Annotated in this window: 22 protein-coding genes; 11 read left to right on the top strand and 11 right to left on the bottom strand. The window is 70.2% G+C overall.

Features of this window, described 5'->3' with window-relative positions; genetic code table 11:
* The first annotated feature begins 45 nt into the window (after positions 1 to 45).
* Entirely contained in the window at positions 46 to 1,017 is a 972-nt protein-coding gene (gene sph / locus M8I34_RS11660) for a sphingomyelin phosphodiesterase (RefSeq protein ID WP_250049345.1), read from the top strand.
* Between the two features lie 230 nt (positions 1,018 to 1,247).
* Here sph and M8I34_RS11655 read toward each other — a convergent pair whose 3' ends face one another.
* Positions 1,248 to 2,708: an amino acid permease gene (locus tag M8I34_RS11655; protein ID WP_250049344.1), complete on the bottom strand. Its 1,461-nt coding sequence runs from the start codon at positions 2,706 to 2,708 to the stop codon at positions 1,248 to 1,250.
* A 114-nt stretch (positions 2,709 to 2,822) separates the two neighbouring features.
* A complete protein-coding gene (locus M8I34_RS11650) occupies positions 2,823 to 2,999 on the bottom strand; it encodes a hypothetical protein (protein WP_250049343.1) in 177 nt (58 codons plus the stop codon).
* A gap of 259 nt (positions 3,000 to 3,258) precedes the next feature.
* On the opposite strand from M8I34_RS11650, the gene M8I34_RS11645 reads away from it, so the two are divergent.
* Positions 3,259 to 4,026: a MerR family transcriptional regulator gene (locus M8I34_RS11645; protein ID WP_250049342.1), complete on the top strand. Its 768-nt coding sequence runs from the start codon at positions 3,259 to 3,261 to the stop codon at positions 4,024 to 4,026.
* Between the two features lie 35 nt (positions 4,027 to 4,061).
* Here M8I34_RS11645 and M8I34_RS11640 read toward each other — a convergent pair whose 3' ends face one another.
* From M8I34_RS11640 to M8I34_RS11620, 5 genes are all read right to left on the bottom strand, one after another.
* Positions 4,062 to 6,266 (bottom strand): 3-hydroxyacyl-CoA dehydrogenase NAD-binding domain-containing protein, encoded by a 2,205-nt coding sequence (locus tag M8I34_RS11640; protein WP_250049341.1) that lies wholly within the window; start codon positions 6,264 to 6,266, stop codon positions 4,062 to 4,064.
* Between the two features lie 31 nt (positions 6,267 to 6,297).
* Positions 6,298 to 7,512 (bottom strand): acetyl-CoA C-acetyltransferase, encoded by a 1,215-nt coding sequence (locus M8I34_RS11635; protein ID WP_030983832.1) that lies wholly within the window; start codon positions 7,510 to 7,512, stop codon positions 6,298 to 6,300.
* A gap of 66 nt (positions 7,513 to 7,578) precedes the next feature.
* Positions 7,579 to 8,721, bottom strand: coding sequence for an acyl-CoA dehydrogenase family protein (locus tag M8I34_RS11630; protein WP_250049428.1), 1,143 nt, complete (start codon positions 8,719 to 8,721; stop codon positions 7,579 to 7,581).
* Positions 8,722 to 8,947: 226 nt separating this feature from the next.
* Entirely contained in the window at positions 8,948 to 10,129 is a 1,182-nt protein-coding gene (locus M8I34_RS11625) for a CaiB/BaiF CoA-transferase family protein (protein WP_250049340.1), read from the bottom strand.
* Between the two features lie 178 nt (positions 10,130 to 10,307).
* Entirely contained in the window at positions 10,308 to 10,688 is a 381-nt protein-coding gene (locus tag M8I34_RS11620; RefSeq protein WP_250049339.1) for an MmcQ/YjbR family DNA-binding protein, read from the bottom strand.
* Between the two features lie 151 nt (positions 10,689 to 10,839).
* On the opposite strand from M8I34_RS11620, the gene M8I34_RS11615 reads away from it, so the two are divergent.
* Positions 10,840 to 11,589: an MgtC/SapB family protein gene (locus M8I34_RS11615; RefSeq protein WP_374210889.1), complete on the top strand. Its 750-nt coding sequence runs from the start codon at positions 10,840 to 10,842 to the stop codon at positions 11,587 to 11,589.
* A 188-nt stretch (positions 11,590 to 11,777) separates the two neighbouring features.
* Here M8I34_RS11615 and M8I34_RS11610 read toward each other — a convergent pair whose 3' ends face one another.
* Positions 11,778 to 13,223, bottom strand: a complete 1,446-nt coding sequence (locus M8I34_RS11610) for a sialate:H+ symport family MFS transporter (RefSeq protein ID WP_250049427.1) — start codon at positions 13,221 to 13,223, stop codon at positions 11,778 to 11,780.
* A gap of 361 nt (positions 13,224 to 13,584) precedes the next feature.
* Here M8I34_RS11610 and M8I34_RS11605 point away from each other — a divergent pair, with 361 nt between their 5' ends.
* On the top strand, positions 13,585 to 14,772 hold the full coding sequence (locus tag M8I34_RS11605; RefSeq protein WP_250049337.1) for a trans-acting enoyl reductase family protein: 1,188 nt from the start codon (positions 13,585 to 13,587) through the stop codon (positions 14,770 to 14,772).
* A gap of 43 nt (positions 14,773 to 14,815) precedes the next feature.
* Here M8I34_RS11605 and M8I34_RS11600 read toward each other — a convergent pair whose 3' ends face one another.
* Positions 14,816 to 15,520 (bottom strand): endonuclease V, encoded by a 705-nt coding sequence (locus M8I34_RS11600; protein ID WP_250049336.1) that lies wholly within the window; start codon positions 15,518 to 15,520, stop codon positions 14,816 to 14,818.
* Positions 15,521 to 15,760: 240 nt separating this feature from the next.
* Between M8I34_RS11600 and M8I34_RS11595 the strand changes: the two genes are divergently transcribed.
* Positions 15,761 to 17,182, top strand: a complete 1,422-nt coding sequence (locus M8I34_RS11595) for an amidase (RefSeq protein ID WP_250049426.1) — start codon at positions 15,761 to 15,763, stop codon at positions 17,180 to 17,182.
* Positions 17,183 to 17,350: 168 nt separating this feature from the next.
* Complete coding sequence (locus M8I34_RS11590) at positions 17,351 to 17,650, top strand: YciI family protein (RefSeq protein WP_030983847.1); 300 nt, start codon at positions 17,351 to 17,353, stop codon at positions 17,648 to 17,650.
* Between the two features lie 148 nt (positions 17,651 to 17,798).
* Here M8I34_RS11590 and M8I34_RS11585 read toward each other — a convergent pair whose 3' ends face one another.
* The gene (locus M8I34_RS11585; protein ID WP_250049335.1) at positions 17,799 to 19,259 is read right to left on the bottom strand and encodes a sugar porter family MFS transporter; all 1,461 of its coding nucleotides are present in this window, start codon (positions 19,257 to 19,259) and stop codon (positions 17,799 to 17,801) included.
* Between the two features lie 338 nt (positions 19,260 to 19,597).
* Here M8I34_RS11585 and M8I34_RS11580 point away from each other — a divergent pair, with 338 nt between their 5' ends.
* The 4 genes from M8I34_RS11580 (at position 19,598) to M8I34_RS11565 (ending at position 23,037) form a co-directional block, all read left to right on the top strand.
* Complete coding sequence (locus M8I34_RS11580; protein ID WP_030086033.1) at positions 19,598 to 20,503, top strand: SIS domain-containing protein; 906 nt, start codon at positions 19,598 to 19,600, stop codon at positions 20,501 to 20,503.
* Positions 20,504 to 20,556: 53 nt separating this feature from the next.
* Positions 20,557 to 21,438 carry a class II fructose-bisphosphate aldolase gene (locus M8I34_RS11575; RefSeq protein WP_250049334.1) on the top strand — a complete coding sequence of 294 codons (882 nt, stop codon included), beginning with the start codon at positions 20,557 to 20,559 and terminating at the stop codon, positions 21,436 to 21,438.
* 127 nt (positions 21,439 to 21,565) lie between these two features.
* On the top strand, positions 21,566 to 22,369 hold the full coding sequence (locus tag M8I34_RS11570) for a DeoR/GlpR family DNA-binding transcription regulator (protein WP_030983855.1): 804 nt from the start codon (positions 21,566 to 21,568) through the stop codon (positions 22,367 to 22,369).
* Between the two features lie 356 nt (positions 22,370 to 22,725).
* Positions 22,726 to 23,037 carry a hypothetical protein gene (locus M8I34_RS11565; protein WP_250049333.1) on the top strand — a complete coding sequence of 104 codons (312 nt, stop codon included), beginning with the start codon at positions 22,726 to 22,728 and terminating at the stop codon, positions 23,035 to 23,037.
* Between the two features lie 88 nt (positions 23,038 to 23,125).
* Here M8I34_RS11565 and M8I34_RS11560 read toward each other — a convergent pair whose 3' ends face one another.
* Positions 23,126 to 23,743 (bottom strand): TetR/AcrR family transcriptional regulator, encoded by a 618-nt coding sequence (locus M8I34_RS11560; protein WP_244417826.1) that lies wholly within the window; start codon positions 23,741 to 23,743, stop codon positions 23,126 to 23,128.
* Between the two features lie 524 nt (positions 23,744 to 24,267).
* Here M8I34_RS11560 and M8I34_RS11555 point away from each other — a divergent pair.
* Positions 24,268 to 26,019 (top strand): FUSC family protein, encoded by a 1,752-nt coding sequence (locus tag M8I34_RS11555; RefSeq protein WP_250049332.1) that lies wholly within the window; start codon positions 24,268 to 24,270, stop codon positions 26,017 to 26,019.
* The last annotated feature ends 16 nt before the right edge of the window (positions 26,020 to 26,035 follow it).

Genomic DNA, 26,035 nt, shown 5'->3' with positions numbered 1-26,035 from the left:
GATAAGCGGCACCGGATCAAGTCCCGACCCCCATAGGGAGATTCAGTGCCGCACTCAGCGCTGCGCACGTCCCGGATCGCCGTCCTCGCCACGGCCCTCGCCGCTGTCACCGTGACCGTCACCCCGTCCGCGTCGGCCGCAGACAGCCCCCGTCTCAAGGTGCTCAGCTACAACGTCTTCCTCATGAGCAAGAACCTCTACCCCAACTGGGGCCAGGACCACCGCGCCCAGGCCATCGCGGACGCGGACTTCTTCCGGGGCAACGATGTCGTCGTCCTCCAGGAAGCATTCGACAACTCCTCCTCCGAGGCGCTGAAGTCCCGGGCCGCGGCGCAGTATCCGTACCAGACTCCGGTGATGGGCCGCAGCAGGAGCGGCTGGGACGCCACCGGCGGCGCCTACTCCGCCACCACCCCGGAGGACGGCGGGGTGACACTGCTGAGCAAGTGGCCGGTCCTGCGCAAGGAGCAGTACGTCTACAAGGACGCCTGCGGTGCGGACTACTTCTCCAACAAGGGCTTCGTCTATGCGGTGTTGGACGTCAACGGCACCCGGGTGCATGTGGTCGGCACCCACATGCAGTCCACCGATTCGGGCTGCAAGGCGGGTGAGGCGGCCGCGGACCGCGCCGAGCAGCTCAAGGAGATGGACGCCTTCCTGGACGCCAAGAACATCCCGGCGGACGAGGAGGTGATGGTCGCCGGCGATCTGAACGTCGACTCCCACAGCGCGGAGTACGACGCGCTGCTCAGCAACGGCGACCTGGCGCCCGCCGACAGCCGCACGGGCCACCCCTACTCCTTCGACACCCAGGAGAACTCCATCGCGAAGTACCGCTACCCGGACGACCCCCGCGAGGACCTGGACTACGTCCTGCACCGCAACGGGCACGCCCGGCCCGCCGGATGGCAGAACACCGTGATCAAGGAGGAGTCGGCCCCCTGGACGGTCTCCAGCTGGGGCAAGGAGTACACCTACACCAATCTCTCCGATCACTATCCGCTGGTCGGCGGCTGAGCCACGGGGGCAGTGCGGGGGGGCCTCCCCGCGGGTCGGGGGGCGGCGGTCGGCGGTCGGCGGCTCCGGGGTCGGCGGCTCCGTGGTCGTAGACCGCACGGGTCTGCCCGCGCCGGGTGAGCCGCTCGGCTATCGGCGGCTCTGCCGGGCACCGATGCGAAAGGGCGGTCGCGGACGCCTTCCGGCCTCCGCGACCGCCCTTGCTTCCGCAGGCGTTCGCTACTGCGCGACTACTTCGACAGCTTGCGTTCCTCGGCGATCCGGCTCACCCGGCCGCGGACCGCGAACCAGCCGACGACCAGCGCGACGGCGAGGACCGGGATCAGCATGACGGTCTGCCGGCCGACGCCGTCGTCGAACCACATCAGCACGATGACGCCGAGCAGGAAGGCGATGGTGGCGATGTCGGTGACCGGCGTACCGGGAAGCCGGAAGCGCGGCCGCTGGACCACGCCTTCCTTCGACCGGCGCACGAACACCATGTGGCAGACCATGATCGTGCACCAGGTGCTGATGATGCCCAGCGCCGCGATGTTCAGCACGATCTCGAATGCCTCGCCCGGCATGACGTAGTTGAGCCCGACACCCAGCACACACACCGCGGAGGTGAGCATGATGCCGCCGTACGGAACCTGGTGCCGGTTCATCAAGCCGGCGAACTTGGGCGCGGAGCCCGCCATCGACATGGAGCGCAGAATGCGGCCGGTCGAGTAGAGCCCCGAGTTCAGGCTGGACATCGCCGCGGTCAGCACCACGAGGTTCATGACGTCGCCCGCCGCCGGCACACCGACGTTGGACAGCACCGTGACGAAGGGGCTCTCGCCGTCGACGTACTTGTTCCACGGCAGCAGCATCGCGAGCAGGATCACCGAGCCGACGTAGAAGACGCCCACCCGCCACATGATGGAGTTGACGGCCTTCGGCACGACCTTCTCCGGATTACCGGTCTCACCTGCGGTCACACCGACCAGCTCGACCGCGGAGTAGGCGAAGACCACGCCCTGGAGCACGATCACCACGGGCAGCAGACCGGTCGGGAAGAGCCCGCCGTGGTCGGTGAGCAGATCCAGGCCCGGTGAGTGCCCGCCGACCGGGTGCTGGGTGGCCAGCAGGAAGATGCCGATGAACATGAAGACGACCAGCGCCGCGACCTTGATGATCGCGAACCAGAACTCCAGCTCACCGAAGATCTTCACCGAGATCAGGTTCACCGTCAGCACGACCGCCAGCGCGATCAGCGCCATGACCCACTGCGGGATGTCGGTGAACAGACTCCAGTAGTGGGTGTAGAGGGCGATCGCGGTGATGTCGGCGATACCGGTCGTCGACCAGTTGACGACGTACATCCAGCCGGCGACGTAGGCGCCCTTCTCCCCCAGGAACTCGCGGGCGTAGGACACGAACGAACCGGACGAGGGGCGGTGCAGCACCAGCTCACCGAGGGCCCGCACGACGAAGAAGGCGAAGAGACCGCAGACCGCGTAGGCAATGGCCAGCGCGGGTCCGGCGGAGTGCAGCCGGCCACCGGCGCCCAGGAACAGGCCGGTGCCGATCGCGCCGCCGATGGCGATCATGTTGACGTGCCGGCCCTTGAGGCCCTTGCTGTAGCCCGCGTCGCCCGCATCCTGCTGCGCGCCGCTTCCCCCGTCAGGTGACCTGTGGGCTGTCTCGGAGACGGTTTCTGTGCTCACTGGTGGTGCATCTCGCTTTCGGGGAGGCGCTTGAGCGACTGCCGATTCCGCGGATCGCGCGGACGGCCGACGGCACACCTTCCCTGAAGAGTGCTCCCCCGTCTGTGGGCAAGATCACAGCGTGTACAGGCCATCCAAGATTTGTCCGTATTTGAGATGAATTTCCCGGCGACATAGTTTCCAGGAGAGCGTCAGTTCATCCGATTCCGGACCCCATTTCTCACCCGGCAGGCAAAATTTCTTGACCTGTTCGATTCGTTTGAGGTGTGCGTTGGCCCATGTGTTGGCCACCGCGACAACCTGCTCGCCCCCGCCCGTCCCTCCAGGTGCCCCGCAAGCTCCCGCAATGTCCCCTCGGAGCCGTGCCGCGCGGCCCAGAGCCGTGTCGCGTTGTCCAGACGGGGGAAAGTTCCGCGGCCGGGACCGGGGGTGCGACCAGAGTCGGCCGGGCGTCGAGCTGCGGCTCCCCGGGCCCCTGTCCGGCGGTCGAGAAGGGGCAGAACGGTTCAGAAGGTTTCACAGGAGTGGTGAGACAGCAATACTGTTGAACATGATGGAGTCCGCCACCGACCTGACGGTCGACGAACTGGCCGCCCGCGCCGGCGTCACCGTCCGCACCATCCGCTTCTACAGCACACGCGGCCTGCTGCCGCCGCCGGAGATCGGTCCGCGCCGGGTCGGCCGCTACGGACCGGACCACCTCTCGCGGCTCGCCCTTATCGAGGAGCTCCAGCACCAGGGGCTGACGCTCTCCGCGATCGAACGCTATCTGGAGCAGCTGCCGCCGGATCTGAGCGCCCAGGATCTGGCCATCCACCGGGCGCTGGTGGCGAGTTGGATTCCGGACAAGGCGGAGGACGCCACCCGCGACCAGCTGGAGCGGCGGGTCGGCCGGGCGCTGACCGAGGAGGATCTGGACCGGCTGGCGGCCATGAGCGTGCTCGTACGCACCGATGACCCGCAGGTCTTCCGGGTCGACCCGGGGCTGCTGCACCTGGGCACCCGGCTGCTGGACGTCCCGATCGCGCTGGAGACCATCCTCGCGGCGCGCACCGTCGTCATCGAGCACACCCGCTCGGCGGCCCGGGAGCTCAGCCGGCTCTTCAAGGACGAGGTATGGGATCCCTACCGGGACGGCGGGCCGGACGAGGAGGAGATGGCGCGGATGAAGTCGCTCTCGGCCCATATGCAGCCGATGGTGGTGCAGGCACTGGTCACCGCCTTCCAACGTTCGATGAAGCAGGAGCTGCGGGAGTCGTTCGGCAAGGAGGGCGACAGGAACCAGGGTGACCAGGGTGACCAGGGGGACCAGGGGTGACGGGGGCGGGCCGCCGGGGCCCGCCCCCTGACCGGTCAGTCGCTGAACTTCTCGCCCTTCTCGGCCTTCTCGACCAGCAGCGCGGACGGCGCGAACCGGTCTCCGTAGGCCGCCTGGAGCTCGCGGGCGCGGGCCACGAATCCGGGCAGCCCGACGAGTTCCTCCCGGCCCGGCCCGCCCTGGTAGCCGTTGATGTACTGGATCACGCCGCCGGTCCAGCCGGGGAAGCCGATGCCGAAGATGGAGCCGATGTTGGCGTCGGCGACGGAGGTGAGCACGCCCTCCTCGAAGCAGCGGACGGTGTCCAGTGCCTCGGAGAAGAGCATCCGCTCCTGCATGTCGAGGAACGGGATGGCGGCGTTCTTCTTGGTGAAGTGCTCGCGCAGGCCCGGCCACAGACCGGCACGCCGGCCGTCCTCGCCGTACTCGTAGAAGCCGGCGCCGCCGCTGCGGCCGGGGCGGCCGAACTCGTCGACCATCTGGTCGATCACGGCGTCGGCCGGGTGCGGCTGCCAGCTGCCGCCGGACTCCACGACCGCCCGCTTGGTCTCCTCCCGGATCTTGCGCGGCAGGGTGAGGGTCAGCTCGTCCATCAGGGACAGCACCTTGGCCGGGTAGCCGGCCTGGGCCGCGGCCTGCTCGACGGAGACCGGGTCGAGGCCCTCGCCGATCATCGCCACGCCTTCGTTGATGAAGTGGCCGATGACGCGGGAGGTGAAGAAGCCGCGCGAGTCGTTGACGACGATCGGGGTCTTCTTGATCTGGCGTACCAGGTCGAAGGCGCGGGCCAGCGCCTCGTCGCCGGTCCGCTCCCCCTTGATGATCTCCACCAGCGGCATCTTGTCGACCGGCGAGAAGAAGTGCAGTCCGATGAAGTCCTGGTCGCGCTCGACGCCTTCGGCCAGCAGCGTGATGGGCAGGGTGGAGGTGTTGGAGCACAGCAGCGCGTCGGGCCCGACGATGTGCTGGATCTCCTTGAACACCTTGTGCTTGAGGGCGACGTCCTCGAAGACCGCCTCGATGACGGCGTCACAGCCCGCGAGGTCCGCGGGCTCGGCGGTGGGCGTGATGCGCGCCAGCAGCTCATCGCGCTGCTGCTCGGTCGTGCGGCCCCCGGAGAGCGCCTTGGCGAGCAGCCCCTCCGCGTACGCCTTGCCCTTCTGCGCCGCGTCCACGGTGATGTCCTTGAGGACGACCTGCATGCCGGCCCTGGCACAGGAGTAGGCGATGCCGGCGCCCATCATGCCGGCGCCCAGGACCGCGACCTTCTCGACCTTGCGGGGCTCGATGCCCTTGGGCCGGTTGGCGCCGGAGTTGACGGCCTGGAGGTCGAAGAAGAACGCCTGGATCATGTTCTTGGAGATCTGGCCGGTCACCAGCTCGACGAAGTAGCGCGCCTCGATGGTCTGCGCGTTCTCGAAGTCGACCTGGGAGCCCTCCACCGCCGCGGCGAGGATGTTGCGCGGGGCGGGGTACGGGGCGCCGTTGAGCTGCTTCTTGAGGTTGGCGGGGAACGCCGGGAGGTTGGCCGCGAACTTCGGCTGGGCGGGGGTGCCGCCGGGGATGCGGTAGCCCTTGACGTCCCAGGGCTGCTGGGACTCGGGGTGCTCCTCGACGAAGGCGCGGGCCTTGGCGAGCAGTTCCTCGGGAGTGGCGGCGACCTCGTGGATCAGCCCGGCGTCCTTGGCGCGGGTGGCGTTGTACTGGGTGCCCTGGAGCAGCACCTTCAGCAGTGCGTCGGCGATGCCGAGCAGCCGGACCGTACGGGTGACGCCGCCGGCGGCGGGCAGCAGGCCGAGGGTGACCTCGGGCAGGCCGATCTTGGTGCCGGGGGTGTCGAGGGCGATGCGGTGGTGGCAGGCCAGCGCGATCTCGTAACCGCCGCCCAGCGCCGCGCCGTTGATCGCGGCGACGACGGGCTTGCCGAGGGTCTCGATGCGGCGCAGGTCGCGCTTGATGCCGTTGCCCGACTCGAAGGCCTGCTGGGCGTTCTCGGGGGTGACGGCGATCAGGTCGCGCAGGTCGCCGCCGGCGAAGAAGGTCTTCTTCGCGGAGGTGAAGATGATGCCGCGGATGCTGTCCTTCTCGGCCTCCAGGCGGTCGGCGACCGCGCTGAGGGAGGTCTTGAAGGCGTTGTTCATGGTGTTGGCGGACTGGTCGGGGTCGTCGAGGACCAGGGTGACGATGCCGGTCTCGTCCTGTTCCCAGCGGATGGTCGACAAAGCAGCGGATTCACTCATGGTGCGTACTCCGTGGTGGGTGGGACGAGGGTCAGAGGCGCTCGATGACGGTGGCGATGCCCATACCGCCGCCGACACAGAGGGTGGCCAGGCCGTAGCGCTTGTCCTGCCGCTCCAGCTCGTCGATCAGGGTGCCGAGGATCATCGCGCCGGTGGCGCCGAGGGGGTGGCCCAGCGCGATGGCGCCGCCGTTGACATTGACCTTGTCCAGGCTCAGGCCCATGTCCTTGACGAAGCGCAGCACGACGGCGGCGAAGGCCTCGTTGATCTCGACCAGGTCGATGTCGTCGATGGTCAGCCCGGCCTTGGCGAGGGCCTTACGGCTGGCGGGCGCGGGCCCGGTGAGCATGATCGTCGGCTCGGATCCGGAGACCGCGGCGGAGAGGATCCGGGCGCGCGGGGTCAGGCCGTAGCGCTCGCCGACCTCCTTCGAGCCGATGGCGACCAGTGCCGCGCCGTCCACGATGCCGGAGGAGTTGCCGGCGTGGTGGACGTGGTCGATCTTCTCGACCCAGTGGTACTTCTGGAGGGCGACCGCGTCAAAGCCGCCCGCGTCGCCGATGGTGGCGAAGGACGGCTTGAGGCCGGCGAGGGAGTCGGCGGTGGTGCCGGGGCGCATGTGCTCGTCGTGGTCGAGGACGACCAGGCCGTTGCGGTCCCGCACCGGGACGACGGAACGGTCGAAGCGGCCGTCCTTCCATGCCTCGGCGGCGCGCTCCTGGGAGAGCGCGGCGAATTCGTCGACATCCTGGCGGGTGTAGCCCTCGATCGTGGCGATCAGGTCGGCCCCGATGCCCTGCGGGACGAAGCCGGTGTCGAAGTTGGTCATCGGGTCGGCGAACCAGGCGCCGCCGTCGGAGGCCATCGGGACCCGCGACATGGATTCGACGCCGCCCGCCAGGACGAGGTCCTCCCAGCCCGAACGCACCTTGGCGGCGGCCATGTTGACGGCCTCCAGGCCCGAGGCACAGAAGCGGTTCTCCTGTACGCCGGCCACGGTGTCGGGGAGCCCCGCGGCGATCGCCGCGATCCGGGCGATGTCCGAGCCCTGGTCGCCGACGGGTCCGACGACACCGAGCACGATGTCGTCGACGGCGGCCGGGTCGAGGCCGGGGAAGCGGCGGCGCACTTCGTGGATCAGGCCGACGACCAGGTCGATCGGCTTGGTGCCGTGCAGTGCGCCGGTGGCCTTGCCGCGGCCGCGCGGAGTGCGGATCGCGTCGTATACGTACGCTTCGGTACTCAAGTCAACAAGCCTTTCGCATGAGGGTGGAGGCAGGGGCAGCGAGGGGGGACCGGGGCCGGTCCGGGGTCAGCCGAGCAGGGAGCGTCCGATGATCTCCTTCATGATCTCGGTGGTCCCTCCGTAGATCGTCTGAATCCGGCCGTCGGTGAAGGCCTTGGCCACGCGGTATTCCGCCATATAGCCGTAGCCGCCATGGAGTTGCAGACAGCGGTCGGCGACGCGCTTTTGCAGTTCGGTGGCCCACCACTTGGCCATCGAGGCATGCACCGCGTCCAGTTCGCCGGCGGAGTGGTCGGCGATACAGCGGTCGAGGAACGCCCGGGTGACGGCGCACTCGGTGGCCATCTCGGCTATCTCGAAGCGGATGTGCTGGAGCTTGGCCAGCGGCCGTCCGAACGCCTCGCGCTCCTTGACGTACTCGCTGGTGATCTCCAGCAGGTGTTCGGCGCCGGCGATGGCGGCGACGGCGATGCCCATCCGCTCCTGTGCGAGATGGGTCATCAGATGGATGAAGGCGCCGTTCCGCTCGCCGAGCAGATTCTCCTTGGGGACCCGTACGTCCTGGAAGAACAGCTCGGCGGTGTCCTGCGACTTCTGGCCGATCTTGTCGAGATTGCGGCCTCGTTCGAAGCCCGGCATACCGCGCTCGACGACCAGCAGGCTCAGGCCGTGCGACCCGCCTTCCGGCGTCGTCCTGGCCACCACGATGACCAGGTCGGCGAGGATGCCGTTGGAGATGAAGGTCTTGGAGCCGTTGAGGATCCAGTGGTCGCCCGCATCCTCGGCGTGGGTGCGGATGCCCTGGAGGTCGGAGCCGGCCCCGGGCTCGGTCATCGCGATGGCGGTGATGATCTCGCCGCTACAGAAGCCGGGCAGCCAGCGGCGCTTCTGCTCCTCGGTGCCGAGGGTCGTCAGATAGGGGCCGATGATGTCGTTGTGCAGACCCACGGCCAGTCCGGCCGCGCCCGCCCGGGTGAATTCCTCGGCCAGCACCGCGCTGTAGCGGAAGTCGTGCTGCCCTCCCCCGCCGTACTCCTCGGGGACCGCGAGCCCCAGCAGCCCCTGCTTGCCGGCCGCCCGCCAGGCGTCCCGGCTGACGATGCCGTCCTGCTCCCACTGCTCGTAATGCGGTGTCACTTCCTTGGCGAGGAAGGTCTTCACGACCTTGCGGAAGGCCTCGTGGTCCTCGGTGAAGATCTGGCGCTTCATCTGCGCGGTCATCTCTGGGGGCCCTCCTCGGAGCCGGTTCTTGACGTTCTCGGTGAGCTCGGCGGGCTCCGGCGCCACCGGGTGGGCGAGCGCCGGACCGTGCCGGGCGGAGCCCCGGGGAGCGGGCCGCCCCGCACCGTGCCGCCCCGCTCCGGGCGGAAGGCGGCGGCCTGTTTCCCGGCCTGGCGCGGGCCGGCTGCGTACGGGAGCGTGGTGGCGACTTCCATCAGCCGGCTGCGTCCTTCCGCGCCGTGCGGCCCGGGGCCTCGTCGGAGTCGGCCGGCGGTGGGGCGAGGAGGCCGGGGACCTGCCAGTCGCGGGCGATCTCCGCGGTGTCCGCGCCGGGCTGCGCGGGGGGTCTGCGCACCGCGCCCGGAGTGCGCGAAAAGCGCGGTGCGGGCGCGGGCTGGGTGAGCCCGCCGTGCTCGACGAAGGTGCCGCGGGCGGCGAGATGCGGGTGCTGCGGGGCCTCGCGCAGGGAGAGCACGGGCGCCACACAGGCGTCGGACTCCTCGAAGACCGCCGTCCACTCCTCGCGGGTACGGGTTTTGAAGCGGGCGGCGATGGTGGTGCGCAGCTCGCCCCAGGAGGCGAGGTCGTCACGGCTCGGGGCCTCCTGCCCGAGGCCCAGCAGACGGCTGAATTCGCCGTAGAACCGCTGCTCCAGCGCGCCGACCGCCATATAGCCGCCATCGGCGGTCTCGTAGGCGCCGTAGAACGGTGCCCCGCCGTCGAACAGATTGGCACTGCGCCGGTCCTGCCAGCCGCCGGCCGCCAGCATGCCGTGGATCATCGCCGTCAGATGAGCCGTGCCGTCGACGATGGCGGCGTCCACGACCTGGCCCGCTCCGCCCTCGGTGCGGGCGTGCTGGAGGGCGGCGAGGACGCCGATGACGAGGTAGAGGGAGCCGCCGGCGTAGTCACCGAGGAGATTGGCGGGGATGGCGGGCGGGCCGTCGGGCGAGCCGATCATGCCGAGGGCGCCCGTGACGGCGATATAGCCGATGTCGTGTCCGGCGGTGTCGGCGAGCGGGCCCTGCTGCCCCCAGCCCGTCATCCGGCCGTAGACCAGCCGGGGGTTGCGCGCCAGGCACTCCTCGGGCCCCACCCCCAGCCGCTCGGCCACACCGGGGCGGTACCCCTCCACCAGCACATCGGCGCGCTCGACCAGGTCGAGCACCTGCGCCACCCCGTCGGGGATCTTCAGGTCCACCAGCACGGAGCGTTTGTTGCGGTTGGTGATGTCGCAGGCCGGATCGATGCCCAGCCCCGGGCCTCCGGGCCGGTCGACCCGGACGACATCGGCGCCGAGGTCGGCCAGGAGCATGGCGGCGAACGGGCCGGGGCCGATGCCCGCGAGTTCGACCACCCGCACCCCGCTCAGCGGGCCGTTCCCTGACTCCGTCATCGCGCCCCATGCCTCTCCGCACTGTGACACTTCTGATGTAACACTCGCGATGTTAAGAACGTGTTCCATTTTCCACAAGCCCCCCGTGCCAAGTGGCAGCAGCGGAAAAAGCCCGCGTCGGCGATGCTCAACTGTCATCGCCGTCACGGGCCTTTGCGCGCCTGCTGCCGCTGCGCCGCTATCCCCCGTCGAGCTCGGCGATGAGCTTCTTGGGGGCTATGACGCGATAGGACTCCTCCGCCCAGTCGCAGAGCAGCTCGGCCGGCGGAGCGCCTTGCTCCGCCAGGGGGACCCGCACCCATCCGGACTTCCCCAGGCCGTAGCCCGCGGGCTCGGCGCCGGGCGAGGTCAGCGCATGGGCATGCGCCTCGGGGTCCTTCAGTTTCAGCGTGACCCCGGGCGGATGGCTGCCGTTGTCGACGCCGAGGAAGACGAAGACCTTCTTGTTGACCTTGATGACGCTCTCGCCCCAGGGGAACTCCTCCACGGCCCCGGGAAGCCCCAGCGCGAACGCACGCACCTGCTCCCGCACCGCCGTCGGATCCGCCACCTTCGCCATGCGCTCCTCCACGTCCGTCCCCCTGCGGCACCGCCCGCGATGCCGCCCGGCGCCACGCTCGTCCCGCGCAGGCCGCCCGACGCATTCCACGCTAACGGCGACCACTGACAACGGCCCGCGGAGCGCCGGACGGCAGGCCGACCGAGGGACAATGGCCGGCATGTCCGCCCCGCAACTCGCCGCCGCACTGTTCGACTTCCACAGCGGGCAGGGGCTGCGCCAGTTCGCCGAGCTGGCGATGGCGCTGCTGCTGTCCTCACTGATCGGCCTGGAACGCGAGGCGCGGCAGAAGAGTGCCGGCCTGCGCACGCACACACTCGTCGGCGTGGGCAGCGCGCTGTTCATGGAGGTGTCGGTCCACGGCTTCAACTCGTTGCTGGGCACGGACGGCGTGGCGCTCGACCCGTCCCGGGTCGCCGCACAGGTCGTCTCGGGCATCGGCTTCATCGGCGGCGGCCTGATATTCGTCAGGAAGGACGCGGTCCGGGGGCTGACGACGGCCGCCACCATCTGGCTGACCTGCGCCATCGGCATGGCCTGCGGCGGTGGACTGCCCCTGCTGGCCCTCGGCGCGACGGCGGTGCACTTCCTCGTCGTCCGCGGCTTCTCGAAGGTGTCGGACCTGATTGCCTCGCGGCCGTCCTACGCCCGTATAGAACTGCGCATCAGCTACCACGCACAACAGGGCTTGCTCGGGCGGATATTGGAGATATGCACCGGCAGCGGCTTCCGGGTGACCGAGGTCCAGGTGGAGACCGGCACGGACAGGGCAGGGGATCCGGCCGAGGTATTGCTCCGTCTGGAGGGGGCCGCGGCCGCACACCCTCTGGTCGAGACGCTGTCCGAGCTGACAGGGGTGCGCGGGGTGGCCCTCGGGCGGCACGACGACAGTACGGAGTGAGAGCGGCTGCCCCGCCGTGTGCGAACGGCTGCCGCACCGTGTACGAACCGCTTTCGCGCCGTGTGCGAACGGCTTTCGCGCCGTCCGGACGGCCCACGGCCACCCGTGCCGTCCCGAGGGGCCGGATATGTCACGGCCCAGCCCGGAGCCCCTAACCGCCCGATACCCGGCCGCCCGGTGAAGCCCCGCTACGCCGAGCCCGGCGGCACCTCCCCGGTAAGGGAGCCAGGCGGCGTCTCCGCGGGCAGGCCCCCCGCTCCCCCGGCCTCCGGCACGAGGTGGTCGTCCGGCGCCTGACGGTCCACAAGCCGGCCGAGCCGCTGGGGGACATTGCCGCCCACCAGGATGACGACCACGAGCGTCAGCCCGAAGGTGAGCACGGCCAGCGCCCGCCCCAGGGACATGCCTTCGGCCAGATGCGCTCCGAGGACGGGCGCGACCGCCCCGCCCAGGGCCCCGACGTTGTAGACAAAGCCCAGTGAGGCGGCACGGGTGGCGGTCGGGAAGTGGCCGGCAAGGTACTTCGGCAGGATGCCGGAGATGCCCTGGCTGAGCGCGAGCAGCCCGAAGACCAGCACGCCGAGGGCCGGCAGGCTGTCCCGCACCGCGAAGACCGGGAAGACGAAGGCGAGCGAGGCCAGCAGGGTGCAGGCATAGGCCCGGCGGGTACCGAGCCGGTCGCCGACGAAGCCCGCCAGCCAACAGCCCGCCATGGTGCCGAAGCCCGCATAGAACATCACGTCGGTGACCTGCCCCGGGGCATACCCGAGGTCGGTCTTGAGGTAGGTGGGCAGCAGGGCCTGGATCGGCCAGCTGTAGAGGAAGGCACAGAACACCGTCGCCATCAGGGACACGTACAACAGCCATCCGCGACGGCCGCCGAGCTGCGCGGCGAACGCGATCAGACACAGCGCCGCGACGACGGACAGCCATGGCACGGATCCCGCCCCCACGGGCGTGAAGACGCAGAACAGGGCGGTCGAGGCGACCGCCGCCAGGGCCACGTTGGCCCAGGCCCGTATGCGGCCGGTGAACAACGGCCGGAAAGGGTTGGGCCGGTCCCCTTCCTCACGGGTGACGGCGCCGATCTGCTGCTGCCAGTCGCCGGCCTCGGGCAGCGATCTGCGCACCCAGAGGGCGACCAGAACGGGCAGGACACCGATCCAGAACATCCAGCGCCAGCCCCAGTGGGGCACCACCCACTGGTAGAGCTCGGCCGCGAGGACGGTGCCGCCCGCGTAACCGGAGATCAGGAACCCGGAGGCACGGTTGCGCCATCGGGTGGGCCAGCTCTCCAGCACATACGTCACACTGGCGCTGTACTCCCCCGCCATCCCCAGACCGATCACCAGCCGGGCGACGAACAGACTGGTGTAGCCCCAGGCGAAACCACAGGCGAAGGTACCGAGCGAGTAGAGCAGGATGCTGGTGATCATGGCGGTCCTGCGGCCGTAGCGGTCACCCATGGCCCCCAGGACGGCACCGCCCAGCCAGCGGGTGATGAAGGCGCCGGAGATCAGCGAAGCGGCGGTGGCGGTGCTCAGCTGGAAGTCTTCGGCGATTTCGGTCAGCACGAGCGTGATCAGGACAAAGTCGAAGCCGTCGAGGAGATAGCCGATCCAGGCGGCGAACATCGCCTTCCACTGGCCCGGGGTGACTTCCTGCCACCAGTTCCGTGTCCGGTCAGGGGTGCCCGCGGGACGCGTGGTCACGGCTACCCGGCCTCCTCCAGCAGTCGGCGGACGGTTCGGTTCGCGGCGTCGTCGAGGGGCGGCCGCGGGAGGCGGCCGGGGCGTTCCAGACATGGGACGTCCTATGTCATCGGTGCCAACGGTGAATCTGGACCGGCTGCGGCGCCCTGTCAAGACTGCCTGCACGCTCCCCGTCCCCCACGGGGGACGGCCAGGGGAACCGCCAGGACCGGACGTTGACGGCACGACAGTGACTGCCTAAGGTCCTGACTCCATGCCCGGTGGGCGGTCGAGAGGACGCGCAATGCGACGGCAGGACACCTCCAAACGGTCCTATGACCTCGTCCTTTACGGTGCGACCGGTTTCGCGGGCGCACTCACCGCCGCCTATCTGGCCGCGCACGTCCCCCAGGGCTGCCGCTGGGCGCTGGCCGGGCGCAACATCGCCAAACTGGAGGAGTTGCGCGACCGGCTGACGAAGGACCACCCGGCCTGCGCCGACCTGCCGCTGCTGCGGGCGGACAGCGGCGACCCCGACTCGCTGCGCGCCCTCGCCGCCGATACCCGGGTGCTGGTGACGACCGTCGGCCCGTACCTGATCCATGGGGAGCCGCTGGTCGCCGCCTGCGCCGCGGCCGGCACTGACTATGTCGACCTGACCGGTGAGTCGGAGTTCATCGACCGGATGTATGTGCGCCACGACGCGACGGCCCGCGCGACCGGTGCGCGCCTCGTACACGCCGCCGGATTCGACTCCGTCCCGCACGACCTGGGAGTGCTCTTCACGGTGGGGCTCCTCCCCGAAAGCGCCCCCGTACGCATCGACGGTTTCGTACGGACCAATGCGGCGTTCTCCGGCGGCACCCTGGCCTCCGCACTGACCGTCGCCTCGCGCCCGGTCGCCATGGTGCGGGCGGCCCGCGAGCGGCAGCGGACCGAACCGCGACCGGCCGGCCGTACGGTGCGGGCGCCGTTCGGCCCGCCTCTCCGGAGCGGCGAAACACGTACCTGGGGTGTGCCGTTGCCGACCCTCGACCCGCAGATCATCGCCCGCTCGGCCGCCGCGCTGGACCGCTACGGGCCCGACTTCCGCTATCGCCACTACGCGGGCGTCCGGCGGCTGCCGATCGCCATCGGCGGGGCGCTGGGGGCCGGGGCCCTGTCCGTAATCGCCCAGGTGCCGTCCGCGCGGCGCTGGTTGTCGCGACGGCTGGAGCCGGGCGACGGGCCGAGCCCCGAGCGGCGTGCGCGCAGCTGGTTCAAGGTGCGCTTCGTCGCCTCCGGCGGCGGCGAACGTGTGATCACCGAGGTCTCGGGCGGTGACCCCGGCTACGACGAGACGGCGAAGATGCTCGCCGAGTCGGCGCTCAGCCTGGCCTTCGACGACCTGCCGGAGACCGCCGGCCAGGTGACGACCGCGGTCGCCATGGGGGACGCGCTGACGGCCCGCCTCCAGGATGCGGGCATCACGTTCCGCGTCGTCCAGGGGTAGCCCCGGCTCCTCGCGCCGGCCGCCGTGTACCCCCGTCTTGCCGTCAGGCGCTCGCGAGCGCCCTCCGGCACAGCGAGTCCGCGGCCCGGGTCGTCTCCGGAAGCCGGTAGTTCGCCGCCAGGTGGAGCGTATGCGCACAGGCCCGGTCGAGGTCGATACGGTGTCCGACAGAAACGAAGACCGGCTTGACGCCCTTCTGGGTCCGCAGCGCACGTCCCACCTCCTCGGCGCCGTCCAGTAGAGGCGAGGTGGCGCCGCGGTCCGGCCCGGGAGGTTCGTACCGGAAGGTGAAGGGGTTCTTGGCGACGCCGATGGTGGGCAGCCCGGTCAGCACCCCCAGATGGCTGGCGAGGCCGAAGCGGCGCGGGTGCGCCAACCCGTATCCGTCGCAGACCACGAGGTCAGGGGTGCGGGTGAGACGGGCGAGTGCGTCGAGCACGGTGGGAATCTCGCGGAAGGCGAGCAGTCCGGGGACGTACGGGAAGGAGATCTGCCCGACGGCGGTGGCCTCGTCGACGACGGCGCGCGTACGGGCGTCCAGTGCGACGGCGGCAGCGGCGACGACATCGCGTGCGTCGTCGTAGGCGACGTCCACCCCGACCACGGTGCCCTCGAACCCCGGTTCCGGCCCGGATTCATCGAGCCGCACACAGGGCCGCAACCGGTCCTGGACCGCGCGTGCCTGGTCTTCGTCGGCCGGCCAGTGCCGCAGTTCGTCGTCGCAGGAGATCGTTCCGGGAGTGTCCATGGTGACCGCCACGCTACCGAACCGGTGAACGAGCCCCGGCCGGGCGGATCGGCTCATGGCTCGCTGTCGGTTCGGCTCACGGCTCGCGGCTCGCTGTCAGTGGCGCTGGGTACCGTGGTGGGGACTGGATCCGGACCCCGATGCCCGTCCAGGCGGTGCCGCCGAGGCGGGCGCGGGCAGGTGACAAGAGGGCTCTCGTTCACCGCCGACGCCCCCTCCCTGAACCCTTCCGAGGTCTTCATGCCCGACGCGCTCCACCAGCTCGACGCCACCGACCTCGCCGCCCGGTTGCGGCGCCGCGACCTCTCCGCCCGGGAGGTCGTCCAGGCGCATCTGGACCGCATCGAACAGGTCAATCCGGCCGTCAACGCCCTCGTCACCCTCGATCCCGAGGGCGCACTCGCCGCCGCCGCGCGCGCCGACGAACGCCTCGTCCGGGGCGCCGCCGTCCCGCCCTTGCACGGCCTCCCGATCGCGTTCAAGGACACTCACCTCACCCGCGGGATGCGCACCACACACGGCTCACCGCTCTTCGCCGACCACATCCCCGACGAGGACGATCTGCTGGTCGAACGGCTCCAACGGGCCGGCGCCATCCGGCTCGGCAAGACCAACGTCCCCGAATTCGCCGCCGGTTCGCACACCTTCAACCCGGTTTTCGGCACCACGCGCAACCCATACGACACCACGCGTTCGGCCGGCGGCAGCAGTGGAGGTGCCGCCGCGGCGCTCGCTGCCGGGATGCAACCCCTTGCCGACGGCAGCGACATGGGCGGCTCGCTGCGCAACCCGGCGTCGTTCTGCAACGTGGTCGGGCTGCGTCCCACCCCCGGACGCGTCCCCCGGCACCCCGGCGGCAACCTCTGGGACACCCTGTCGGTCCCCGGCCCCATGGGGCGGACCGTTGCCGACACCGCGCTGTTGCTGTCGTCGATGGCAGGTCCGGATCCACGCTGCCCCATCAGCCTGGAGACGCCCGGCGAGGCGTTCCGTGTGCCGCTCGACCGCGATCTGCGCGGGCTCCGTATCGCCTGGACACCCGACTTCGGGGGACGCGCGCCGGCCGATCGGGACGTACTGGCCGTATTGGAGCCCCAGTTGGGGGTTCTGGAAGAGCTCGGCTGCCATGTCGATGCCGCCTGCCCGGATCTCGCAGGGGCCGACGAATCCTTCCGTACGCTGCGGGCGCACAGCTTCGACCTCGCGCTCGGCGGTCTGCTCGACTCCGACCGGCAGGCCCTCAAACCCAGCATCGTCCAGAACATCGAGGAGGGCCGCCGGCTGACCGTGGCCGATCTCCACACGGCCACCGCGACCCGCAGCCGGCTGTACCTCGGCATGCTGGACTTCTTCTCCCGGTACGACCTGCTCCTCGCCCCGGTCAGCCAAGTCACGCCGTTCGACGCGGAGCTGGAGTATCCGCGGGAGGTCGCGGGCCGGCCCACCCACTCGTATCTGGACTGGATGCGGTCCGCCTACCTCGTCTCCGTCCTCGGCGTGCCCGCCCTTTCGGTTCCCGCGGGATTCACGCCGGGCGGCCTGCCCGTGGGACTTCAGTTCATCGGGGCCCCGCGCGCGGATCTCGCCGTCCTCCAGGCCGGCCATGCCTACGAGAGCGCGACACGGCACGGGCGGCGTCGCCCGGACCTGCCCACGGCGTGACCCATGCGTCCTGGCACCCGTGCCCGCGACGCTTCCGGGACTTCGGGGCGCTCCCGGAGGAGACCGCGCCGGCAACCGGCGAGGCACCTCGCGCCTCCACCCTGGCCTGCGCATTCGTTTCCAGGAGGAGGCCACACTCCTGTCGGACGCCTCGTCTATATTGCAGCTATGTTCGTACTGGAACTGACTTATACCGCGCCCCTCGAACGCGTCGACGCCGCCCTTCCGGAGCATGTGGAGTGGCTTCAGAAGGAGTACGCCGCAGGGCACTTCATCGCCGCCGGCCGCAAGGTGCCGCGTGACGGGGGCGTGATCCTCGCCGCCGGGACGGACCGTGCGACCGTCGAGCGGATCGTGGCCGAGGACCCGTTCTCCGTCGCCGGGGTGTGTGAGTACCGGATCACGGAGTTCGTGGCGACGACGACCGCGCCGGCTCTGGAGCAGTACAGGGAACAGCTGCCCTCCTGAGGCACCGCCCCTTCCGGCCCGGACCGCCGGAGATCCAGCAGTCCGGGCCGCAGTTTCGGTGCACGTGTCACAACGCAGGCCCCGCCCTGGACGCCCGGCGCGCGGGGCACTCGACATCCCGTCCGCCAGTTCGTCACCTGCCCCGCGGCTACGAAGTCGTGGTCGGCGGCACCGCTGAACCAGTGAGCGCGCCGGGACTTACCGGAGCCGGCGCCGCGGGCCAGCGCCCCTCGTTGCGCCAGTAGCCCTGGATCTCCTCCAACTGCCGCCCCTTGGTCTCGGGCGCGGTGACGGCGGCGAAGACCAGTGCGGCGAGCGCGAGGACGCCGAGGCCCGCGAAGGTCCGGGCGGCACCCGCCCAGGCCATCAGGGAGGGGAAGAACTGGGCGATCAGGAGATTGGCGACCAGGTCGGCGGTGAGCATCACCGAAGCGCCCGTCGAGCGCAGCTGGGCGGGGAACGCCTCGCTCGCATAGACCCAGATCAGTGATCCGAAGCCGAAGTTGAAGGCCGCGGTGAACAGCAGGATGGCGGCGAAGCCCACCCAGGTCGTGGCGCCGTGCAGCTCGCCCGTACCGAAGACCGCCGTCAGGACGGCGAGCATCACGACCATCGTGCCGATGCCGCTGAGCAGCACCACCCGCCGGCCCAGCCGGTCGATGACGAGGATGGCGAGCACCGTCGCGGCCAGCGAGGCGAGCTGGACGAAGGAGGGCAGCAGGAAGTTCTGACCGCTGCCGGTGAAGCCCATCTCCTCGAAGATCTGCGGGCTGTAGTACGTCACGGCGTTGATGCCGGTGATCTGGCAGAAGAATCCGAGGCCGACGACAAAGAGTGCGGCCCGGGCGTACGGCTTGCGCAGCAAGGAGCGCGCCGATCCACCGCTCTCCTCGGCGAGCGCGGCCCCCACCGCCGCGACCTCGGTGCGCGGATCGACGTCCGGGTCGGTCATGGCCATGACCTCGACGGCTCGTTCCGTCTGCCCCTTGAGGACGTACCAGCGCGGGGTGTCCGGCAACCTGAGCAGCGGGATCATGACGAGTGCGGCGGGGAGCGCGGAGAGGCCGAGCATCCAGCGCCAGTGGCCGCCGCCGGACAGGCCCCAGTTGACGAAGTACGTGATGACGATGCCCGCGACCGTGGCCACCTGGTAGGCGGCGACGGAGGCTCCGCGGATACGTGCCGGGGTCGACTCCGCGACGTAGAGCGGGGCCGCGACGATCGAGATGCCGATGGCGATGCCGAGCAGGAAGCGCACGACGTCCAGCACGACGACGTTGGGGGCGAGGGCGGAGAGTGCGACGAAGACGGCGTACGAGCCGGCGACGATCAGCATCGCGGCCTTGCGGCCCAGGGCGTCGGCGAGCTTTCCGCCGATCATCGCGCCCACGATGGAGCCGCCTACCAGAATGCTGTTGACCAGGCCTTTTTCGGCCTCGGTGAGATGGAAGTCCTTGCTCAGGAACACCAGGGCACCGGAGATGCTGCCGGTGTCATAGCCGTAGATGACGCCGACGACGGCGCCGGTGAGCGCGAACAGCCTGCCGGTGCGGTGTGCGGTCTTGGATGACGGCGGCGGGGGCGTCGCGGAGAGCGTGGCAATGGACATGGGGAGTCCTTTGTGCGGCGGAGCGGGCCTTGCTGCATGACTGAACCTGCGTGACTGATCTTGCGAGTATTCGGCGACTTTCACGCAGCTGTCAACACTTTCTTTCCGCGTCTCCGCCCTCCCGCATCCACCCCACTTCGACCTCACATCCACCCTGGACAGACGGCAGAACGAGCCCCTACCAGGCCACCGCACCACCTCTCCCCTCTGGCGCATCCACTCGTACGAGCGATGGAAAGCTCCCAACTTTCTGCGTACAGTCGATTGCAACGAACTCACATATTGCAGTTTCACGCAGCACGATCGATCAGATGATGCACAGCATGGGAGGGCGGGCCATGAGCGAGATCTCGTACATGGAGCAGGAGCTGCACAGCCAGCCGGAGACCTGGCGGGAAGCCGCGCGGATCGGGGCGGCGACAAGCCTGCTGCCCAAGGCCGGACAGCGCGTCGCCGTCGTCGGCTGCGGCACCTCATGGTTCATGGCGCAGTCGTATGCGGCGCTGCGCGAGGCGGCCGGACAGGGGGTGACGGATCCCTTCGCCGCCTCCGAGGCGTTCCTCGGCAGCGCCCGCGGCTACGACGCGGTGGTCGCGATCACCCGGTCCGGCACCACGACCGAGGTGCTGCGCGTACTCGATGCCGTCAAGGGGCGCATCCCGACAGTGACCCTCATCGGGGACCCCGGGACGCCGGCGGTGGCGGTCTCCGACGAGACGGTCGCGCTTCCCTTCGCCGATGAGAAGTCGGTGGTGCAGACCCGCTTCGCCACCACGGCGCTGACGCTGCTGCGCGCGCATCTGGGCGAGGACATCTCCCGGGCGGTGACCGATGCGGAGGAGGCGCTGGCCGCGCCGGTGGAGAAGGAGTGGGTGGACGCCGAACAGTTCTCCTTCCTCGGCACGGGCTGGACATTCGGCCTGGCCAATGAGGCGGCGCTCAAGATGCGTGAGGCGTCGCAGAGTTGGACGGAGTCCTACCCCGCGATGGAGTACCGCCACGGTCCGATCGCGATAGCCGCACCCGGCCGGGTGACCTGGCTGTTCGGTCAGGCGCCGGAGGGGCTGGAGGCCGATGTACTGCGGACCGGTGCGCGCTTCGTGCGCCATGCTCGCGATCCGCTGGCCGATCTGGTGCTGGTCCAGCGGGTGGCGCTGGAGCGGGCCCGTGCCCGCGGCCTGGACCCGGACAACCCCCGCAGCCTGACCCGTTCGGTGATGCTCGAGGCGCCGGCCGCCTCGTAGAGTCCCGCCTCCTCCACGTCAACCAGCCCTGCACGCAAGGGAGTCAGCGTCCCATGCCCCTCGTTCCGACCTCATCGATCGTCGACGCCGCGCGTGAGGCGCGGGTCGGTGCCGCGGCCTTCAACGTCATCCATCTGGAGACCGCCGAGGCGCTCGTCACCGCCGCCGAGCGCACGGACATCCCGCTGATCCTCCAGATCAGCGAGAACTGCATCCGCTACCACGGCAGCCTGCTGCCCCTCACCCGCGCCACCCTTGCCCTCGCCGAGGGCTCGACGGCCCCGATCGCGGTGCACCTCGACCACATCACCGATGCGGAGCTGGTCCGCCAGGGCATCACCGCCGGGGTGGGTTCCGTCATGGTGGATGCCTCCGCTCTTTCCTACGAGGAGAACGTGGCCACCACCGCCGAACTCACCACCTGGTGCCATGACCGTGGCGCCTACGTCGAGGCGGAACTCGGCGAGGTCGGCGGCAAGGACGGGGTCCATGCGCCAGGGGCCCGCACGGATCCGGACGAGGCCCTGGCCTTTGTCCGTGCGACTGGTGTGGACGCCCTCGCCGTGGCCGTCGGCTCCTCACATGCGATGCATGAGCGCACGGCCGTACTGGACAAGGACCTCATCGCGGCGCTGCACACCGCTTTGCCGGTGCCGCTGGTGCTCCACGGCTCCTCGGGAGTGCCGGACGACGAGCTGCGGCGGGCCATCGCCGCCGGAATGACGAAGATCAATATCTCTACTCATCTGGTCTCCGTCTTCACCCGCTCGATACGGCACACACTGGGCGCCGACCCGTCGCTCGTCGACTCCCGGAAGTACATCAAGCCCGCCCGGGAGGCGGTGGCCGAGGAAGCGGCGAGACTGCTGGACGTGCTGGGCACTCCGGCGACGGTTCCGGGCCAGTACGCGGCCCAGGCGCCCGCCCGGGGGTGAGACAGCAGCGGGCGTCGACCCTCCCGGCGACGCTTCACCGCAGCGGTCGGAATGGTCCGCCACGGTGGAGTACGAGGGCGCCCACCGCGCGTCACCATGGCCGGCTGGGACGAATTAGGCTCGCGTCATGAAGCGCCATGAACGGATGAACGCACTGCTCGAGCTGCTCGGGGACCGGGGCCGGGTGGACGTCGAGGAGGCGGCAACCGAGCTGGAGGTCTCGGCCGCCACGATGCGGCGCGACATGGACGCCCTGGCCGAGCAGCAGTTGCTGACCCGCACCCGGGGCGGGGCGGTGCTCAGCTCCGTGGCGTACGACCTGCCGATCCGCTACAAGCATGCCCACCGCTCCGAGGAGAAGGAGGCAGTGGCAAGGGCCGCGGCGAAGCTGGTCGAGCGGGGTGATGTGGTCGGGCTGAGTGGCGGGACGACGACCACGGCGATCGCCCGGGTGCTCGCCACCCGTCCGGACTTCGCGGAGGCCGGCCCGCAACCGCATCTGACGATTGTCACCAACTCCCTCAACATCGCCAATGAGCTGGCCGTGCGGCCGCAGATCAAGATCGTGCTCACCGGCGGGGTGGCACACTCGCGGTCGTTCGAACTGGTGGGACCGTTCAGCGAGTTGGTGCTACAGCAGATCTCCATCGACATCGCCTTCATCGGCGCCAACGGTATGGACCCGCTGATGGGGGCCACGGTGCACGACGAAGCGGAGGCCCGGGTCAACCGCCTCATGGCCGAGCGTGCCCGGCGTGCCGTGGTTGTCGCGGACTCATCGAAGATCGGCGAGCGCTGCTTCGCCCGGGTCGGCGACGCGGATGTCTTTGACACGTTCATCACGGACAACGGAGCGAAGGAGGCGACCCGCCGTGAATTCGCGGACCGAGGACTGAGAGTGGTGACGGCACGCCCGTCTGCCGACGAGTGACACCCCACGCAAGCCGAAACATCGGCCACCACACGACACCGGACCACCGGCAGTCACCGCTGGGCGCGGCAGGACGTAGCGGAGGACCTGGCGGAGCTGGCACGTCGCGCGTTGCGCTATGTGCGGGTCGATGAGCTGTAGGTAGCCGGGTCGATTCGATCCGCCCGGGCCCGGCACCCCGCCCCGCGCCTTGCCCGCCCGGTCCCATTCCGAAAGGGCCGCGCTTGTGTCGCGCTTGTGTCCCTGTGTGGCCCCCGGGGCTGATTTTCCCTGAGCCGGTATGGACAATGGGGAATGAACGTGCGAACCCGATGTGGGCTTCGCCGGGGATCCGAGTTTCCAACGGGGGAGATCACGTGCGGAAGATCATGGCCATAGCACTGGCAACGGTGGCGTGCGGGGCCTCTCTGACACTGACGAGCGCCTCGACCGCGGCGGCCGCCGAGCGGGCGCCGCACTGCGTCGTGGTGCGGAAGCACTTCAACAAGGGCCACCAGCGCTACTTCCGGCTGACGAATCTGTGCTCCCGGCGGACCGCATGCTTCACCATCGTCGTCCCGCATCAGCGCGACCCCCACGGCAGACTGCCCAAGGGTGTGACAAAGGACGTCCGCTACGGCACGACCTGGGCGCCGCGAGCCCTGTACGTGAAGAACACTCCCTGCTGAGCGACCGCCGCCGGTAGGGCACCGCACCTCGATGGTGCGGAGACCGCTGCTCGAGGGTGCGGAGACCGCGGCCTCCCGCCGGCGCGGGTCAGACGCGTGCGGCGATGCCGTCCAGCACCATGGAGAGGTACTGGCGGGCGATCTCCTCGGGACTGTGCTGTCCCCCCGGCCGGTACCAGCTCGCCGCGACCCAGACGGTGTCGCGGACGAAGCGGTAGGTGAGCCGGATATCGAGGTCGGCGCGGAAGACTCCGTCGGCCACGCCCCGTTCCAGGGTGCCCAGCCAGGCCTTTTCGAACTTCTGCTGGGAGTCGGAGAGGTAGCCGAAACGGGGCTGGGCGGCGAGGTGCCTGGACTCCTTCTGGTAGATGGCGACGGCCGCGCGATGCCGGTCGATCTCCCGGAAGGACTCGGTGACCAGGGCTTCGATGGTCTCTCGGGGCCCGAGTCCGGCGGCGAGTACGGCGTCATAGCCCTCCCACAGCTCGGTCAGAAAGCTGGACAGGATCTCGTCCAGCATCGATTCCTTGGAATCGAAGTGGTAGTAGAGGCTGCCCGCGAGCATCCCGGCCTCGTCCGCGATACGGCGGACGGTGGTGGCGTTGTAGCCGTGTGCGGCGAAAACCTCCGCCGCGGTGTTGAGCAGTTCGCGGCGGCGCTCCGGTGACGCGTTCGCGGTCGTCGTCTTCTTCTTGGCGGCTGGCACCTGGCCATTGTCGCCCCGCCTGCCCCCTCTCTGTTGTCCCGCTCCGGCGTCCCGCTCTGTCGTCCCACTCCGTCGCCCCACTCCGCCGTCCCGCTCTGTCGTTGCTCCCCGCCGTCTTGCTCTGTCGTTCCTCCCCGCCGTCCCTTGCTTCCGTCCCTGCCTGCCGCACCTCGCTTCCGTCCCTCGCCGCCGTCCCCCTCTGTCGCCCCCCTCTGTCATCTGCGCTGCCGTGGCCGCGGCCTCGCGCTGCCACTCATCTCCCCCGCTCCCCGCACTGTCCCCGATCCCCCTGCTGTCCCCACTGCCATCCCTGCCGCCACTGCCCCCACTGCCCCGCGCCGACTCTCCCCTCCCCTCCCCTCACCGCCTCCCTCTTGCCGCTCCCGTTCGTCGTCTCCTTACATAGCGCCTGGGTGCCGTTCCTTACAGGGCACCTGGTTCCGGTTGCGTGCGTGGCGCCTATCGGTACGGCCGGACGCGAGAGGTGGGTATTTCACTAGTAAAACACCTGCTAACCTTCTCGTATGGGGAAGCACGCCAGACCGGCCGGGAAGAGCGCGCGCACGGCGCCGGGGAGCGCGGTGCGCGTCCGGCCGTTGCCGATCAGGAGCGCCGTGCGGCTGCGCCGCCCCGTCGACATCTGGCACAAACCGGCACTCAGCGCGGTGGCGGCGCTGGCGATCCCCGACTTCGCGTTGTTCGCCCTGGGCCGGCTGGATCTGATCCTGTACACCTCGGCCGGGGCGATGTGCGCCCTCTACGCGCACGGTCTGCCGTACGCAGCACGCGCCCGCACGCTGCTGTGGGTGGTGCTCGGCATGGTCGCCGGCCTCGGCGTCGCGCTGACCGCCGCCTCGCTGACCACCTCGACCGCGCTGCTCGTCGTCTTGGCCTCGCTGGTGGCCGCGGTCCACAAAATGGTCTGTGACGCCACGCGCATCGGCCCGCCGGGAAACCTCATCCTGACGTTCATCGCCGCGTCGGCATTCTTCGTGCCGCAGCACCTCGGCCAGGTGCCCCTGCACCTTGTGCTCGCGCTCGGCGCCGGGGGGCTCGCCTGGCTGGTCTGCATGGCGCCGGCGCTGATGCGGCCGCGGGGGCCGGAACGGATCGCCACCGCCCGCGCACTGGAGGCCGCTGCGGGGTTGCTGCGTACGGAACCTGACCCCGGCGGCGTGGAACCGGCCGGTGTGGCACAGGCCCGGCATGCCGCGGCGGCCGCCGTGAACGCCGCCTGGCACACGCTGTTCCTGGTCCCGGCGCACACACCGGCGCAGGCCGCGGCGCGAGCCGGGCTCGAACGACTGCTGGTGCGTGCCGAGTCGGCGCTCGGGCACGAACCCCGGTCCGCGGCGGCGGAAGCCGAGCGGCTCACCGGCTGGGCGCGTGAGCTGCGCAGCGGGCGGCCGTTGCCTGAGATCGCGCTCTCGGCCGCGGAGACCGAGGAGCTGGTGGGCGTCGCCGACGAGGCGCGGGAACCACGGCGGCCCGCGCCCGGTCGCCCCGGGGTGCTCGCCCGGCTCGCGCCCGGGTCACCACTGCTGCCCATAGGCGCACGGGTTGCCGCCGGGGGTGTGCTGGCGGGCTGGGCATCGATGGCCGTCGGCGTCGGCCATCCGTACTGGGCCGTGGTCACCGCGGCCTCGATCTACCAGGCCAACACCACGCTCTCCTGGCAGCGGGCGCTGCAACGCACGCTCGGCAACCTGCTCGGTCTGCTGCTCTACACCGCACTGCTGCCCCTGCTGCACGCCGGGCAGCTCGCGATGATCGTGCTGGCGCTGGCCTGCCAGCTCGGCGCGGAGGCCTGCATCACCCGTAACTACTGGCTCGGCTCGGTGTGGGTCACGCCGATGGCACTGCTGCTGACCGAATTCGGCAGTCGGCTGCCGGCGAGGACGCTGATCGCGGACCGCTGGATCGACACCGTGGTGGGCGCGGCGGTGGGCCTGGCCTGCTGCGTGCTCGTCACCAACCGGCGGGCCGCCGACCGTATCGAGGTGGCCCTGGAGCGGGTCACGGCTGCGGAGTCCGCCGCGTCGCGGCTCCTCACGACGGGGCCCACGCCCGGGGCGGACGACGCCCGGGAGGCCGGCTGGGCCCGTGACCGGCTGGCCGGTGGCCTGGTCGAGCTTCGCGAGGCGGTGGACGTGGCAGCCGGCGAGTGGTGGCAGCGCGCCCTTCCGGAGGAGCGGATCGCCGATGCCGAGCAGCAGGGCCACCGGGCATTGGCCGGTCTCGTACGGCGGCGCTCGGCACCGGTACCGGCCGCCTGACCCGTACGCCCGCCCG

The organism is Streptomyces sp. MCA2 (assembly GCF_023544705.1).
GTDB classification, from domain to species: Bacteria; Actinomycetota; Actinomycetes; order Streptomycetales; family Streptomycetaceae; genus Streptomyces; species Streptomyces decoyicus.
The sequence above is the reverse complement of the archived record's forward strand: the minus strand, read 5'-3'. Positions and strand labels throughout refer to the sequence as shown.

What these genes read in the sequence shown, in the direction of transcription:
- M8I34_RS11640 (WP_250049341.1), bottom strand. Translation starts at nt 6,266, where the DNA reads ATGAGTGAATCCGCTGCTTTGTCGACCATCCGCTGGGAACAGGACGAG.
- M8I34_RS11625 (WP_250049340.1), bottom strand. Translation starts at nt 10,129, where the DNA reads ATGACGGAGTCAGGGAACGGCCCGCTGAGCGGGGTGCGGGTGGTCGAA.
- M8I34_RS11580 (WP_030086033.1), top strand. Translation starts at nt 19,598, where the DNA reads ATGAGCGAGATCTCGTACATGGAGCAGGAGCTGCACAGCCAGCCGGAG.
- M8I34_RS11585 (WP_250049335.1), bottom strand. Translation starts at nt 19,259, where the DNA reads ATGTCCATTGCCACGCTCTCCGCGACGCCCCCGCCGCCGTCATCCAAG.
- M8I34_RS11645 (WP_250049342.1), top strand. Translation starts at nt 3,259, where the DNA reads ATGATGGAGTCCGCCACCGACCTGACGGTCGACGAACTGGCCGCCCGC.
- M8I34_RS11570 (WP_030983855.1), top strand. Translation starts at nt 21,566, where the DNA reads ATGAAGCGCCATGAACGGATGAACGCACTGCTCGAGCTGCTCGGGGAC.
- M8I34_RS11630 (WP_250049428.1), bottom strand. Translation starts at nt 8,721, where the DNA reads ATGAAGCGCCAGATCTTCACCGAGGACCACGAGGCCTTCCGCAAGGTC.
- M8I34_RS11620 (WP_250049339.1), bottom strand. Translation starts at nt 10,688, where the DNA reads ATGGCGAAGGTGGCGGATCCGACGGCGGTGCGGGAGCAGGTGCGTGCG.
- M8I34_RS11595 (WP_250049426.1), top strand. Translation starts at nt 15,761, where the DNA reads ATGCCCGACGCGCTCCACCAGCTCGACGCCACCGACCTCGCCGCCCGG.
- M8I34_RS11575 (WP_250049334.1), top strand. Translation starts at nt 20,557, where the DNA reads ATGCCCCTCGTTCCGACCTCATCGATCGTCGACGCCGCGCGTGAGGCG.
- M8I34_RS11610 (WP_250049427.1), bottom strand. Translation starts at nt 13,223, where the DNA reads ATGTTCGCCGCCTGGATCGGCTATCTCCTCGACGGCTTCGACTTTGTC.
- M8I34_RS11590 (WP_030983847.1), top strand. Translation starts at nt 17,351, where the DNA reads ATGTTCGTACTGGAACTGACTTATACCGCGCCCCTCGAACGCGTCGAC.
- M8I34_RS11600 (WP_250049336.1), bottom strand. Translation starts at nt 15,520, where the DNA reads ATGGACACTCCCGGAACGATCTCCTGCGACGACGAACTGCGGCACTGG.
- M8I34_RS11605 (WP_250049337.1), top strand. Translation starts at nt 13,585, where the DNA reads ATGCGACGGCAGGACACCTCCAAACGGTCCTATGACCTCGTCCTTTAC.
- M8I34_RS11615 (WP_374210889.1), top strand. Translation starts at nt 10,840, where the DNA reads ATGGCCGGCATGTCCGCCCCGCAACTCGCCGCCGCACTGTTCGACTTC.
- M8I34_RS11555 (WP_250049332.1), top strand. Translation starts at nt 24,268, where the DNA reads ATGGGGAAGCACGCCAGACCGGCCGGGAAGAGCGCGCGCACGGCGCCG.